This is a genomic window from Bradyrhizobium sp. CCBAU 25360, from assembly GCF_028128695.1.
In the GTDB taxonomy this organism is placed as follows: Bacteria; Pseudomonadota; Alphaproteobacteria; order Rhizobiales; family Xanthobacteraceae; genus Bradyrhizobium; species Bradyrhizobium ottawaense.
In genome coordinates, this window is sequence record NZ_LBJA01000044.1 from 508953 (window position 1) to 523510 (window position 14558).

Consider the following 14558-nt stretch of genomic DNA (forward strand, 5'->3'; position numbering starts at 1 on the left):
GACCATGAGCGGCATCGCCTCCAGTCAGGTCGACCCGTTTGCGCCTGACTTCCTGTTGAACCCCTATCCTGCCTATGAAGCGCTACGCGCGCTCGGGCCCGTGTTCGCGCTGGAGCGTTACGGCGTGTGGGCGATGGCGGGCTATGGCGAGGTCGAGCCGGCCTTGAAGGACTGGAAGACGTTCATCAGTGGCGAGGGCGTCGGGCTCAACGGGATGAACCCTGCGCTGCCAAAGCCGCTGACGCTCCAGATCGATCCGCCCGATCACGACAAGGGCCGGCGGGTCCTCGGCCGCACGCTGTCTCCGGGCGTCGCGAGGAAGCTGCGCGAGACGTTTCAGCAGGAGGCGGAGAAGAAGGTCACGGAGCTGATCGACAAAGGCACGTTCGATGCCGTCACCGATCTTGCCGAAGCCTATCCGATGAAGGTGTTTCCGGATGCGATCGGCATCCGGGCGGACGGCCGCGAGAAGCTGCTGGCCTGGAGCACATTCGTGTTCGACAGCTTTGGCCCCGAGAACGAGATGCTAGCGGCTTCACGCAAGGAAGGCCTCGCCGCCCAGAGCTGGATCATGGACTGCTGCGCACGAGATGCGTTGCGGCCCGACAGCCTCGGCATGATGATCTACCAGGCAGCCGACGACGGCGAGATTACCGAGCACGAGGCGACGCATCTGGTGCGGCCGTTCCTCACGGCGGGGATCGACACCACCGTCAACGGCATCGGCAACACCCTGCTCGCGCTCGCCACCCATCCGGATGAATACCGCAAGCTCCACCACAGGCCGGAGTTGGCGCGCAACGCTTTCGAGGAAGGCCTGCGCTACGATTCACCGGTGCAGACGTTCTTTCGAACCACCTCGCGCGACGTCGAGATCGGCGGCGGCGTGATCCCGGCACACCGCAAGGTGCTGCTGTTCATGGCCTCCGCCAACCGCGATCCGGCCCGATGGGACGGAGCCGATCGCTTCGAGGTCGAACGGACCGCGACCGGCCATGTCGGCTTCGGCGCAGGCATCCACGCCTGCGTCGGTCAGATGATCGCGCGTCTGGAAGGCGAATTGATCTTCAGCGAGCTTGCGAGGCGCGTGAAGACCATCGAGCTCACGGCGGAGCCGAAACGCAGGCTCAACAATTCCCTGCGCGGGCTGGAGAGCATGCCGGTCCGCGTGACGCCCGCTTAGGCGGCATCACGCGGGGGAGGATGCGACGGCTCAGTTCCTTGCCGGCGCCGTTGCGGCCGCCGAGCGCGCCTGCCGCGGTGCGCCGGGTTCGGCGATCGGGACCGCCGCCGGCGCGCGCGAGCGCATGATGGCGGCGTCGATCTCGGCGATGACGCGGCGCTGGATCGCCTCGTTCTTGTCGATCGAGATATGGCCGACGCCGGTGCCGCGCACGTCGACATTGTCGAGCTTGCCGCGGAAACCGTCGGCACGCTTGACCGGCTCACCGGGGCCGTCGCCGATATAGATGTTGATGTAACGCTCCGCGCCGGTCGAGAGCTTGGTCTTGAACACGGAATCGAGGCCGATCGCCAGCTTCACGGGCACGCCCAGCCGGTTGAGTTTCGCGATCATGTCGGGCAGCGCGGTCGCGCCGGAGGAATGGCCGACCAGGACGATGGTCTTGAGCCGGCCGGCCTTGTAGGCGGTTGCGGCTTCATCGGCGAGCGAGGACCAGGAGACGAAGTTGGCGACCGTCACCGGGATGCCCTGCGCCTGGAGACGGGCGCCGATCGTGTCGAGGCCGAGCGAGAAGATGTTGAGCACGCCGCGGAGCAGATAGACATGCGTGGTCGCGACCTGGGCCTGGCTCGGGGCCGCCCGGGCCGTGGTCGGGCTGATGGCAACAGCTGACAGCAGGAGCAGGCCCACCGCCCATACACGGAGGGCGGACAACTGGCTGACGCCGGCGGTGTGACGGCCGTTCGGTCTCATCGATCTTTTCCCTGGGGACAATACGCTTTGCGATTGGTCGGAATCGTAGCCATGGCCTGCTCGCAGACGCAACAAAGAGCCGCGTGAATGGCAATCTTAGCCACAGCCCGTGACCATCGCGCAACACCTGCCCGAAACCTGCCACCGAAGGGCCTGTTTTGAGACCATTTTTCTCTCGCCAATTGCGACCCGGCAAAGGCGTTCTTATCTCAGGGCTCCGCTGACCCGCCCTTCCCGGCAGGTTCCAGCCTCCCTCCCCAGCCTTTGCCCCCTCAGCCTGACGGCCATCCATGTCCTCCATCATCTCCGTCGCCAACCTGTCGAAGACCTATGGGTCCGGCTTCAAGGCGCTCAAGAACATCAATCTCGACATCAAGCGGGGCGAGATTTTTGCGCTGCTCGGCCCGAACGGTGCCGGCAAGACCACGCTGATCTCGATCATCTGCGGCATCGCCAACCCCAGTGAAGGCAAGGTTCTGGTCGGCGGCGAGAACATCCAGACCTCATACCGCAAGGCGCGCTCGCTGATCGGCCTCGTGCCCCAGGAATTGCACACCGACGCCTTCGAGAGCGTGTGGGCGACCGTGAGCTTCTCCCGCGGCCTGTTCGGCAAGCCCAAGAATCCTGATCATATCGAGAAGGTGCTGAAGGACCTCTCGCTGTGGGACAAGAAGGACAACAAGATCATCACGCTCTCCGGCGGCATGAAGCGTCGCGTGATGATCGCCAAAGCGCTATCGCACGAGCCGCAGATCCTGTTCCTGGACGAGCCCACTGCCGGCGTCGACGTCGAGCTGCGCAAGGGCATGTGGGAAGTGGTGCGCACCCTCCAGCAGTCCGGCGTCACCATCATCCTCACCACGCATTACATCGAGGAAGCCGAGGAGATGGCCGACCGCATCGGCGTCATCAACAAGGGCGAGATCGTGCTGATCGAGGACAAGGCGACGTTGATGCAGAAGCTCGGCAAGAAGCGGCTGACGCTGCATCTACAGGGCAAGCTCGACGCGCTGCCGGAGAGCCTTGGGCATTACGAGCTGGAGCTCTGCGATGCCGGCGCGACGCTGGTCTACGATTACGATACCAAGGGCGAGCGCACCGGCATCACCAGCCTGCTCGGCGATCTCCGCACCGCCGGCATCCGCTTCAACGATCTCGACACGACGCAATCGTCGCTCGAGGACATCTTCGTCGATCTCGTGAGGACGTCATGAACCACCGCGCCATCCGCGCCATCTATCTGTTCGAAATGGCGCGCACCTGGCGCACGCTGCTGCAAAGCATCGTCTCGCCTGTGGTCTCCACTTCGCTCTATTTCGTGGTGTTCGGCGCCGCGATCGGCTCTCGCATCAGCCAGGTCGAGGGCGTCAGCTACGGCACCTTCATCGTGCCGGGCCTGATCATGCTTTCGGTGCTGACCCAGAGCATCGCCAACGCCTCGTTCGGCATCTACTTCCCGAAATTCACCGGCACGATCTACGAGATCCTGTCGGCACCGATCTCCTATTTCGAGATCGTGCTCGGCTATGTCGGCGCCGCCGCGACCAAGTCGATCATCTTGGGCCTGATCATCCTGGCGACCGCCGGATTATTCGTGCCGCTGCATATCCACCATCCGATCTGGATGCTGGCCTTCCTGGTGCTGACGGCAGTGACGTTCAGCCTGTTCGGCTTCATCATCGGCATCTGGGCCGACGGCTTCGAGAAGCTGCAGATGATCCCGATGCTGGTGGTGACGCCGTTGACCTTCCTCGGCGGCAGCTTCTATTCCATCGACATGCTGCCGCCCACCTGGCGCACGGTGGCGATGCTCAACCCGGTCGTCTATCTGATCTCCGGCTTCCGCTGGAGCTTTTACGAGATCGCGGACGTCAGCATGTCCGTCAGCGTCGGCATGACGACGGCGTTCCTGGTGATCTGTCTCGTCGTGATCTGGTGGATTTTTCGGACGGGGTATCGGCTGAAGAATTGACGCGACCTCACCGATAGCAATGGAAGCGGTGATAGCCGTCGTAATAGCCGTGGCAGCGGTGACGGTAGTGACGATGAGGAATGCCGAGCACACCCTCGACCGCACCAACGGCGCCGCCGACACCGGCACCGACGACGCCACCGACCGCACCGCCCACGGGGCCGGCAATCCGGTTGCCCTCGTAAGAGCCTTCCTGGGCGCCGCGGACGATGCCCTGGGCGTGGCCGGCCTGCGGCAGCGACAACAGCGCGAGCAGGATGGCGGCGGCTGCGAACACCAGGCGGAAGGCTAAACCGGCCGGCGACGGCGCGGCGGCGATGCGGGCTTTGTTCATCTTCGATCCCAAACGGTGAATGGCGGCGAGCGCCGCCTGTCGAGGCAGGTGATCGTCAACGCACCGGGCGGCCAAATGGTTGCGCCTTTGTGACGAATTGTCGGCGTTATGAACGGCGCGCCGCTCGCGAAAATGTCAGCGCCACCGCGCGCGGCGCGGCACAAAGCGGCCTTGCTTACGCCCGGCGCCGCGTTAACGATGGGCGGGCAGGCCGCTGGAACGAAAGCCGGATTGCAGGCATATTGCACGTCGGGGACGGAGAGCCGCGGCGCCTAGCGTGAACAGGCCGGAGGCCAGGATTCAAATGCGTTTCCAGATGCGTTCATTTTTTATCGCTTTCACCTCACTGATGCTTTTGAGCGCAGGCAGCGCGCAGGCCAAGGTCGAGATCACCGTCGACAAGGACAATCAGCAGATGACCGTCGCGGTCGACGGCGTCGCGCGCTACCACTGGCCGGTGTCGACCGGCATCCCCTCGCGCGAAACGCCTAACGGCGCGTTCCGCACCTTCCGGATGGAAGAGGATCACTACTCCAAGGAATTCGACGACGCGCCGATGCCGCACGCGATCTTCTTCACCAAGGTCGGCCACGCCATCCATGGCACCGACTCGGTCGGCCGTCTCGGCTCGCCGGCGTCCCACGGCTGCGTGCGGCTGTCGCGCCAGAATGCCTCGACACTCTATGCGCTGGTGCAGCAGCAGGGCGTGCTCAACACCACGGTGACGCTGACCGGCTCGGCGCAGGTGGCGCTGGCGCGCAATCCGCGCGGCCGCACCAACAATGCCGTCGCCCGCGCGCCGCAGCAGCCAGCCGAAGAGCAGTACGCGACCACGGGCGATCCCGTGAATCTGACGCCGCCGGCGCAGCCCGCCCGCCGCTACATGCCGCAGGACGACAATTACATCTATCCGGCCGACGGCAGCGACACCGGCGCACGGTATCCGGCACCGCGCGGCACACGCCCGCTCTATGATGCGCAGGTTTACCAGCAGCAGCCGCGTCCCTATTACGACCAAGGCTCCGGCCAGCAGGGCTATTACTATCAACCGCAGCCGCGGCAGGTTTACCAGCCGCGCGGCTATTACTACCAGAACTGACGCGGCCGCAGCTCCGTCACCGTCGTCAGTCGTCAGCGCGAACAACAGGATAGCTATTCGAGGCACCATGCCGTCACGTGCCACGACCATTCTGACTGTGCTCTCAGTTCTGATAACGGGGCGGGTCATGGCCTTTGATATCGAGGCGCATCGCGGCGGGCGAGCGCTGTTGCCGGAAAACACCCTGCCGGCCTTCGCCAACGCGCTCTCGATGGGCGTGGACACGCTGGAGCTCGACGTCGGCGTGACCGCTGACAGCGAAGTCGTCGTCTCGCATGAGCGCGGGCTCAATCCGGATCTCGCGCGCAGTGCTGGCAGGACTTACATTGCTCCGCCCGGCACGCCGTTCGTAAAACTGCGGCTGGACGAGGTCAGGACCTATGACGTCGGCCAGATCCGACCGGACAGTGCCTATGCGAAACAATTCCCCGACCAGCGCGCCGTGCCGGGGACACGCATTCCCACCCTGAGCGAGCTGTTCGCGCTGGTGCGGAAATCCGGCAACTCGCGTGTGCGCCTTAACATCGAGACCAAGATCGATCCGAACCATCCGGACGAAACGCTCGATCCGCAGGCCTTTGTCGCGAAGCTGCTGGGATTGATCGACGCCGAAACGTTTTCCGATAGGGTCATGATCCAATCCTTCGACTGGAGGACCCTGCAGCTCGTCCAGCAGCAGGCGCCGAAGATACCGACGGTGTACCTGACGCTCCAGCGCGGCACAGGCCAGACAGTCGTGCTGGACAAAGCCACCAACTGGACGGCAGGCTTCAGCCCGGCCGATCACGTCAGCTCGCTGCCACGGACGATCAAGGCGGCGGGCGGCGCAGTCTGGTCGCCCTATTTCGGCGATGTGACCTCCGCGCTGGTCGCGGAAGCCCACGAGCTCGGATTACGCGTCGTGGTGTGGACGGTCAACAAGCGCGAAGACATGGCGCGGATGATGGAGCTCGGCGTCGACGGGATCATTTCCGACAGGCCCGATCTGCTGCGCGAGGTCGCCGGCGAGAAGGGCATTGTGCTGCCGGCGGGGACGCCGATCGCGCCGTAACCGTCGGTCTCGTGTCCGGACGCGGTCAGCATGCAACGCTGCTCCGCAGAGCCGGGACCCAGAGCGCCGCGCCATCAGCCCCGGCTCTGCAGCGCACCGCTGAACTGGACGATGCTTCGCATCGCCAGGGAAGCGCTGCGCTGCGTCCGGGGATGGAGACGGGTGCCGCCCTACTCTCCATTCTTCAAACGCCGGTACAGGGCGCCCAGGATGTTGGAATAGTCGTCGGTCCAGACCCGTACCCTGTCGTCGGCTTCGGTCTGCTCCCAGACCTTGGAGGACGCGAGCCGACCGACGTCGGCCTCCTCGCGCGCGGAGATGACGACGTCGGTCGAGAAGATGTAGTCGCCATCACGCCCGGAATCCTCGTTGAAGACCCAGCTCTTGAGATCGTTGGCGTCCGCGATGCCGACCACGACGGTCTCGAGATCGAGATGCCGGTTGGAGACGTGCATCACCACAGCCCCGTTCGGCGCGAGCTTGTCCTTGTAGATCTTCATCGCCTCTTCGGTGGCGAGATGAATCGGGATCGCATCCGACGAATAGGCATCGACGATGATGAGGTCGTAGGCTCCGTCGGGCTCCTTTGCGAAGGTGAGGCGCGCATCGCCGATCACCGGCTTCATGTCCGGCAGACAACTCGAGATGTAGCGGAAATTTTTGGGGTCACGCGCGGCATCCACCATCGACTGGTCGATCTCGAAAAATTTCCAGTCCTCGCCAGGTTCGGCGGCGCAGGCGAGCGTGCCCGATCCGACGCCGATCGCGGCGACCTTGAGCGGCGCGCCCTTGCGCTCGCGGATCGCGCTGACGGCCTGACCGATGCCGCCGTCCTTGTGATAATAGGTGATCGGCTCCGGCCGGCCGGTGACCGGCGTGCCGTCATTGTTGCGGAAGCGCTCGGCGCCGTGGATGGTGGTGCCGTGCATCAGCACGTGGAAATAGCCGCCGGGCGTCACCACGATCTTGTGCACGCCGAAGAAGCTGCGCACCGTCGTGACCCGGCCTTCGTCCGCCGGATAGACGCGGATCAACGCCAGCGCGAGTGCGACGGTGGCGAAGATCTTCCAGCGGCCGGCATTGAGCGCCAGAGCGAGCAGCGCGGCGAGCACGCCGACGGCGCCGGCGACCCAGACGCGGTGATCCTCCAACCAGGTCGGGAGGCCGCCGGTGGTATAGGACGGCGCAACCAGCGCCATCGCGAGCGCGGCAAGCACCAGCCAGTACCATTTGACGACACCTGCGAGACGCTCGTTCGCGGACGGCCGGCACAGCGCGGCAAGCGCGATCAGGATCGGGTATTCGGCGATCCACGAGAAGGTGAAGGGAGCAACGAGGCCAGCAAAGAGACCGCCGACCATGCCGCCGAACGACAGCGCGACATAGAAACCGGTGAGATATCTCGCCGCCGGCCGCGTCCGCGCCAGCTCGCCGTGGCAAGCCATGGCGATGACGAAGAAGCAGAGTTGATGGCCGCCGAGAGTCAGCAGCAAATTCTGCTCGCCGCCGAAGGCGAGCAGGACGACGACGCCCGCGATCGCGACCGGCTGCAGCATCAGCATCCATTTGTGCGGCAGCAGCGGCCGCGACTGGAACACCACGACCCAGGTGAGCAGATACAGCGACAGCGGCAGCACCCATAGCAACGGCGCCGCGGCGACGTCGGTCGAGATGTGCGCGGTGACCGCGATGAGCAGACCCGAAGGCACCGCGGCCAGGAAGATCCAGCGCAGCCGCGTCACGATATCCGGCGCCGGCGCATTGGCGTCCTCGGTCCGCGCATCGGCCATTGCGAGCTTCGGCGAGCGCAACAGCAACACCCCGCAGGCGGCGATCAGGAGGATCAACAGGCCATAGCCACCGGTCCAGAACCGGTTCTGCGCATGCAGCGTGAACATCGGCTCGAGCAGGAACGGATAGGACAACAGCGCGAGGAAGCTGCCGATGTTGGAGGAAGCGTAGAGGAAGTAGGGATCGTGCCCAGCGGGATGGCCGGTGCGGACGAACCAGGCCTGCAGCAGCGGATTGTTGGCGGCGAGCGCAAAGAACGGCAGGCCGATCGAAACCACGAACAGGCCGAGCAGCCAGAACGCATAGCCCGAAGCGGGCGGCTCGCCATAGGCGGAGGCTATTCCGAGCGGCAGCGTGGCGAAGGCCAGCACCAGCAATACCAGATGCACGGCCACCGGCACGACGCGGCTCCTCGCCTGCATCAACAGATGCGCATAGGCGTAGCCCGCCAGCAGCAGCGACTGGAAGAACACCATCGCCACCGACCACACCGCCGGCGAGCCGCCGAGCCGCGGCAGCACCATCTTCGTGAACAGCGGCTGCACCGAGAATAGCAGCAGCGCGCTGACAAAGATCGCAGCGGTGTAGACCGTCAGCAGCAACCGGTTGCGCGAGGACGACGGCTGCTCCGTGGCGGCAGGTTGCACGATCGAATCCATGGAAGCTCCAGCCTACATTCCCCGGCGGGCGCCGGACGCGCGCAATGGAGCACAAGGCGCCTGAACGGGCAATAAAGGCGCTCGTGATGTTGCAGCGAGGAATGCTTGATATAGAGATGTCGTTCCGGGGCGATGCGAAGCATCGAACCCGGAACCTCGATATTCTCCGGTGCGGAGCCCGCACCATAGTTCGCGCTTCGCGCGCCCCGGAAAGACACCAGGGAATCATGAGCGAAACCGACGTCCTCATCATCGGCGCGGGGCATAACGGCCTCACCTGCGCGGCCTATCTCGCGAGCGCAGGCCTGCGCGTGCGCGTGGTCGAGCGCCGCAAGGTGGTCGGCGGCGCCGCGGTCACGGAGGAGTTTCACCCCGGATTCCGCAATTCGGTCGCGGCCTACACTGTGAGCCTGCTCAATCCGCAAGTGATCCGCGACCTCAAGCTCGCCGAGCAGGGCCTCCGTATCGTCGAACGGCGCGCCCAGAACTTTCTGCCCTCGCCGGATGCCAGCTATCTCCTCACCGGCGAAGGGCGGACGAAGGCATCAGTCGCGCGGCTGAGCGCGCATGACGCAGACGCGCTCGACGGATTTTCGCGCGAGCTGGAGGACATCGCCGACGTGCTGCGGCAGTTCGTGCTCCGCGCGCCGCCGAACCTCGTCGACGGCTTTGGCGCGGCAGCCGTTCGCGAAGGCGTCAACGCCTGGAAGACGGCCAACATCCTGCGCGGTCTCACGCTGGAACAGAGCCGCAGCCTGCTTGATCTCTTCACCCGCTCGGCCGGCGAGATGCTGGACGAGCGCTTCGAGCATGATCTGGTCAAGGCCCTGTTCGGCTTCGACGCCATCGTCGGCAACTATGCCAGCCCCTACGCCGCCGGCTCAGCCTATGTGATGCTGCATCACGCCTTCGGCGAGGTGAACGGCAAGAAGGGGGTCTGGGGTCACGCCATCGGCGGCATGGGCGCGATCGCGCAGGCGATGGCGCGCGCGGCACAGGGCCGCGGGGTCGTGATCGAAACGGATGCCGGCGTCCGCGAGATCATCGTCGAGCGCGACCGCGCCGTCGGCGTCGTGCTGGAGAACGGCACGGCCATCCGCGCCAAATATGTCGCAGCCAATGTCAATCCAAAGCTGCTCTACACGCGGCTGGTCGCGGCCGACGCGCTTCCTGCGGACTTCCTCGGCCGCATCCGGCACTGGAAGAATGGCTCCGGCACCTTCCGCATGAACGTTGCGCTGGACCGCCTGCCCTCCTTCACGGCGCTGCCCGGCGAGGGCGATCATCTCAGCTCCGGCATCATCCTGGCGCCAAGCCTCGGCTACATGGACCGCGCCTGGCTCGATGCGCGGGCGCAGGGCTGGAGCCGGGAACCAGTCGTGGAGATGCTGATCCCCTCGACCCTCGACGACACGTTGGCCCCAGCTGGAAAGCACGTCGCCAGCCTGTTCTGCCAGCACGTCGCACCGGAGCTTCCCGATGGAAAGTCGTGGGACGACCATCGCGACGAGGTCGCCGATCTCATGATCGCGACGGTGGACAAATACGCGCCTGGTTTTGCGGCGAGCGTGCTGGGCCGCCAGATCCTGTCCCCGCTCGATCTCGAACGGCAGTTCGGCCTCCTCGGCGGCGATATCTTCCATGGCGCGCTGACCTTGAACCAGTTGTTCTCGGCGCGGCCGATGCTTGGCCATGCCGATTATCGCGGGCCGTTGAAGGGCCTCTATCATTGCGGCTCCGGCGCCCACCCCGGCGGCGGCGTCACCGGTGCTCCCGGCCATAACGCCGCGCAGGCGATCTTGAGAGATCACAGGTCGCTGTTCGGAAGCCGTGGATAGGTCTGTGGATGAGCTGTGGACTGGCTGCTGAATGGCCTGTGGTCAGACAGAGGATACATGGGCCAGAACGTCGGGACCGAACTTGGGGAAAGCCGGTGGACAATCGTGGGACAAGCGGGTGGACGGCGTCCCGGCAGGCGGTGGACAATTTGTGAAGAGCACTGAGAACGCTCGTCCGGAAACGACCTCGCCCGCCAGGGGTATCCCCTCGCGGGCGATGATCAGGAATAGCCTCAAAGAAAAATAGCCCCCGCTGGGAAATGGAGGCGGATATTACTTCAAGGAGCTGCTAATCGAAGTGAACTTGTCGTTCAGGGTGACGCCCAGGCTGTTCACCACGGTGATGATCGCCAGAGCGATACCTGCGGCAATCAGGCCGTACTCGATCGCGGTTGCACCGGACTCGTCCGACCAGAACTTTTGAACCATGCGCTTCAAGACTCGTCTCCGTTTCAATTCCAAGCTGTGTTGGTTGGCTTCGACATCCGCAAAGATACGGGGCGCAACCTACAGCCCGGTTAACCGGGGAACCGCAACTTATGCGGAAAATTGGCGACGAAAGTTCCAAAAATTGAACTCAACGGAACCCTGAATGCAGCCTTCTCCCACCCATCGCGCCAGCTTTTCGATCGGCAGCGAGGCCGACGCCAGGCGCGTCGTCGACGTGCTCACCGAGGTGTTTTTCGACGGCGATGCGGCGGTTGCCGCCTTCGAGCGGCCGGACGGACCATGGGACGTCACGCTCCATTTCGCCGAGGCGCCCGACCAGGCTTGGCTGCGCGAACTCGTTGCAACTTCAGCAGGAAATGCGATCGCCGCGACGCTTCTCTTCGACACCGTCGAGGCCAAGGACTGGGTCAAGGCCAGCCTGGAAGATCTCGTCCCGGTCCCGGCCGGGCGCTTCGTCGTGCACGGCAGCCATGACCGCGATCGTGTGGCGCCGAACAAGCTCGCGATCGAGATCGAGGCGGCGCTTGCCTTCGGCACTGGCCACCACGGCACCACCCGTGGCTGTTTACTGCTGCTTGACCATGTCCTTAAGAGTTCCCGTCCGAGGAACCTGCTCGACCTCGGCACCGGAACCGGCGTACTCGGCATCGCGGCCGCCAAGGCCCTGCATCGCGCGGTGCTCGCCTCCGACATCGACCCGCCGTCGGTGCGGGTGGCGGCCGAGAACGCGGTAATGAACGAGGTCGGCAACCAGGTCCGGGTCATCCGCGCGACCGGCTTCGCCGCCCCGGATTTCGGAAAGGCCGGTCCGTTCGACCTGGTGCTGGCCAACATCCTCGCCAACCCGCTCAGGCAATTGGCGGGCCCGATGGCGCGGCATCTCGCGCCCGGCGGACGCGTCATCCTCTCCGGCCTGTTGACACACCAGGCCCCCGCCGTGATCGCCGCTTACCGCGCGCGCGGCCTCGTGCCGTTGAAGCATCTGCGGATCGAGGGGTGGAGCAGCCTGTTGCTGCGGAAGGTGGATTGAGCGAAGCGCCGTAGGGTGGGCAAAGCGCAAGCGTGCCCACCATCTCGCCCTCGAATAGAAGATGGTGGGCACGGCGCTACGCGCCTTTGCCCCACCCTACGGCATCATCGATGCCGCTACTCTGCTGCCTTCTCATCCCGCTGCAGCGCGCGCTCATCCTGCAAGGTACGCTTCGCGCGGCGCTCGGCGATACGATCAATCATCTGGCGCATGACGCCGCGCGGCTTCTTCGGAGCCGCCGCAGTCGGGGTGCGACGCACCGGCGGCGTAATCTTCTCAAACGTGAACGCTGGCATCGTGTGTCCCCTCGCCATTGAGATGAACCACCTGCTCGAATTTCCCTGTCATCCGGACGAAGCGCAACTGCCGCATCCTTTACTCCACTCAATTCGAATGGAACCATTCAAGCACAGTCCATGCCAGATGCGACGCGAATGCGTCCAGATTGCGGACTCGTCCCCATGATCCTAAAGTGATCCACCATGTTCGAAGCACACTTCCAGACATTCGAGGAGCCGGAGGCCGGCGTCGCATTGACGGCACGGCTCGCCGCACTTCGCGAAGAACTCGCCCGCCGCAAGCTGACCGGCTTCGTGATCCCGCGCGCCGATCAGCAGCAGAACGAATATGTGCCGCCGTCGGAAGAGCGGCTGGCCTGGCTGACCGGTTTCACGGGCTCGGCGGGCCTCGCGGTGGCGCTGACCCAGGAGGCCGCATTGTTCGTCGACGGCCGCTACACGCTTCAGGCCGCCAAGCAGGTCGACGCAAAGGCCTGGGCCGTGGAATCGCTGATCGACCCGCCGCCGGAGAGCTGGGTGTCCGCGCATCTGAAAGCCGGTGACCGCCTCGGATTTGATCCGTGGCTGCACACTTTTGCGGCAGCCGAGCGCCTGTCCGCCGCATGCGCCAGGGCCGGCGCCGAGCTCGTCGCGGTCGACAGCAATCCAATCGACGCAATCTGGCAGGACCGCCCGCAGCCACCACTCGCCCCCGTCGCCGTGCACAGCCTGCAGAATGCCGGCGTCACTGAAGCCGAGAAGCTGACGCAGATCCGAAACGAGATCGGCAAGCTCGGCGCCGACGCATTGGTGCTGTCGGACAGCCACGCGGTGGCCTGGACCTTCAACATCCGCGGGGCCGACGTCGCCCACACCCCGCTGCCGCTGTCCTATGCGCTGGTGCCGAAGGACGGCCGTCCCACCATCTTCATCGACCACCGAAAACTCTCCAACCTGACGCGCGACCATCTCGAGCAGTCCGCCGACGTGCGCGAGCCCGATGCGATGGCGCCGACGCTGATGGCGCTCGCCAAGAGCGGCGGATCGATTGCGCTCGACAGCGCCACCGCGGCCGACGCACTCAGCCGGCTGATCGCGGGGGCCGGCGGCAAGCCGGTGCGCGGTAGCGATCCGATTGCACTGCTCAAGGCGATCAAGAACGCCACCGAGATCAAAGGCACGCAGACGGCGCATCGGCGCGACGCCGTGGCGCTGGCGCGCTTCCTCGCCTTCATCGACCGCGAGGCCGCAAGCGGCAAGCTCACGGAGATCGACGCGGTCGAGGCGCTGGAGACGTTCCGCCGCGACACCGGCGCGTTGAAGGACGTCTCGTTCCCGACCATCTCCGGCACCGGCCCGAACGGCGCCATCGTGCACTACCGCGTCACCCGCAAGAGCAATCGGCGGATCGCACCCGGCGACCTGCTGCTGATCGATTCCGGCGCGCAGTACGAAGACGGCACCACCGACGTCACGCGCACCATGGCGGTGGGCGAACCCACCGCTGAGATGCGCGACCGCTTCACCCGCGTGCTGCGCGGCCATATCGCGATCGCGCGCGCCGTCTTTCCGGACGGCACCACGGGCGCGCAGCTCGATACGCTGGCGCGGCAATATCTCTGGGCCGCCGGCGTCGATTTCGAGCACGGCACCGGTCACGGCGTCGGCAGCTATCTCTCGGTGCACGAAGGGCCGGCGCGGATCTCGAAGCTCGGTACCACGCCGCTGAAGCGCGGCATGATCCTCTCCAACGAGCCCGGCTATTACAAGACCGACGGTTTCGGCATCCGCATCGAGAACCTGGAGCTGGTGGTGGCCGCCGACATCAAGGGCGCCGAGAAGCCGATGAACGCGTTCGAGACGCTGACGCTAGCGCCGATCGACCGCCGCCTCATCGATGTCGCGATGCTGAGCCGCGACGAACTCGGCTGGCTCAATGCCTACCACGCGCGCGTCCGGACCGAGGTGCGGCCCGCGCTGGACGAGGCGACGCAGGCCTGGCTCGATCAGGCGACGGCGGAGCTGAAGGCGTAGGGTCACCCTGCCGCAGCGCGCATGGCGCTACGCCGTATGCGCAACGCTGTTTCCCGACACGGAGGCTAAAGCGAATATCGGGCCTT

13 protein-coding genes are annotated in these 14558 nt (G+C 65.2%); 8 read left to right on the forward strand and 5 right to left on the reverse strand.

Features of this window, described 5'->3' with window-relative positions:
* Positions 1-4 precede the first annotated feature (4 nt).
* Positions 5-1183, forward strand: coding sequence for a cytochrome P450 (locus tag XH81_RS32665; protein ID WP_097668403.1), 1179 nt, complete (start codon positions 5-7; stop codon positions 1181-1183).
* Between the two features lie 30 nt (positions 1184-1213).
* On the opposite strand, the gene XH81_RS32670 is transcribed toward XH81_RS32665, so the two are convergent.
* On the reverse strand, positions 1214-1936 hold the full coding sequence (locus XH81_RS32670; protein WP_028145509.1) for a hypothetical protein: 723 nt from the start codon (positions 1934-1936) through the stop codon (positions 1214-1216).
* A gap of 290 nt (positions 1937-2226) precedes the next feature.
* On the opposite strand from XH81_RS32670, the gene XH81_RS32675 reads away from it, so the two are divergent.
* Entirely contained in the window at positions 2227-3150 is a 924-nt protein-coding gene (locus XH81_RS32675; protein WP_028145510.1) for an ABC transporter ATP-binding protein, read from the forward strand.
* On the forward strand, positions 3147-3908 hold the full coding sequence (locus XH81_RS32680) for an ABC transporter permease (protein WP_028145511.1): 762 nt from the start codon (positions 3147-3149) through the stop codon (positions 3906-3908). Before XH81_RS32675 ends, XH81_RS32680 begins: the two co-directional genes overlap by 4 nt.
* Positions 3909-3915: 7 nt before the next feature.
* Here XH81_RS32680 and XH81_RS32685 read toward each other — a convergent pair whose 3' ends face one another.
* Positions 3916-4242 (reverse strand): hypothetical protein, encoded by a 327-nt coding sequence (locus tag XH81_RS32685; RefSeq protein ID WP_028145512.1) that lies wholly within the window; start codon positions 4240-4242, stop codon positions 3916-3918.
* A 304-nt stretch (positions 4243-4546) separates the two neighbouring features.
* Between XH81_RS32685 and XH81_RS32690 the strand changes: the two genes are divergently transcribed.
* Together XH81_RS32690 and XH81_RS32695 are read left to right on the forward strand one after the other, a co-directional pair.
* Positions 4547-5341, forward strand: coding sequence for a L,D-transpeptidase (locus XH81_RS32690; protein ID WP_028145513.1), 795 nt, complete (start codon positions 4547-4549; stop codon positions 5339-5341).
* A 67-nt stretch (positions 5342-5408) separates the two neighbouring features.
* Positions 5409-6392: a glycerophosphodiester phosphodiesterase gene (locus XH81_RS32695; RefSeq protein WP_028145514.1), complete on the forward strand. Its 984-nt coding sequence runs from the start codon at positions 5409-5411 to the stop codon at positions 6390-6392.
* 170 nt (positions 6393-6562) lie between these two features.
* Here XH81_RS32695 and XH81_RS32700 read toward each other — a convergent pair whose 3' ends face one another.
* The gene (locus XH81_RS32700) at positions 6563-8842 is read right to left on the reverse strand and encodes a spermidine synthase (RefSeq protein WP_028145515.1); all 2280 of its coding nucleotides are present in this window, start codon (positions 8840-8842) and stop codon (positions 6563-6565) included.
* A gap of 227 nt (positions 8843-9069) precedes the next feature.
* On the opposite strand from XH81_RS32700, the gene XH81_RS32705 reads away from it, so the two are divergent.
* The gene (locus XH81_RS32705; protein ID WP_028145516.1) at positions 9070-10680 is read left to right on the forward strand and encodes a phytoene desaturase family protein; all 1611 of its coding nucleotides are present in this window, start codon (positions 9070-9072) and stop codon (positions 10678-10680) included.
* A 273-nt stretch (positions 10681-10953) separates the two neighbouring features.
* Here XH81_RS32705 and XH81_RS32710 read toward each other — a convergent pair whose 3' ends face one another.
* The gene (locus XH81_RS32710) at positions 10954-11109 is read right to left on the reverse strand and encodes a Flp family type IVb pilin (protein WP_018322539.1); all 156 of its coding nucleotides are present in this window, start codon (positions 11107-11109) and stop codon (positions 10954-10956) included.
* Positions 11110-11272: 163 nt separating this feature from the next.
* On the opposite strand from XH81_RS32710, the gene XH81_RS32715 reads away from it, so the two are divergent.
* Positions 11273-12160 (forward strand): 50S ribosomal protein L11 methyltransferase, encoded by an 888-nt coding sequence (locus XH81_RS32715; RefSeq protein ID WP_028145517.1) that lies wholly within the window; start codon positions 11273-11275, stop codon positions 12158-12160.
* A 116-nt stretch (positions 12161-12276) separates the two neighbouring features.
* Here XH81_RS32715 and XH81_RS32720 read toward each other — a convergent pair whose 3' ends face one another.
* Complete coding sequence (locus tag XH81_RS32720) at positions 12277-12456, reverse strand: hypothetical protein (RefSeq protein WP_028145518.1); 180 nt, start codon at positions 12454-12456, stop codon at positions 12277-12279.
* Between the two features lie 186 nt (positions 12457-12642).
* Between XH81_RS32720 and XH81_RS32725 the strand changes: the two genes are divergently transcribed.
* Positions 12643-14472: an aminopeptidase P family protein gene (locus tag XH81_RS32725; protein ID WP_038971243.1), complete on the forward strand. Its 1830-nt coding sequence runs from the start codon at positions 12643-12645 to the stop codon at positions 14470-14472.
* The last annotated feature ends 86 nt before the right edge of the window (positions 14473-14558 follow it).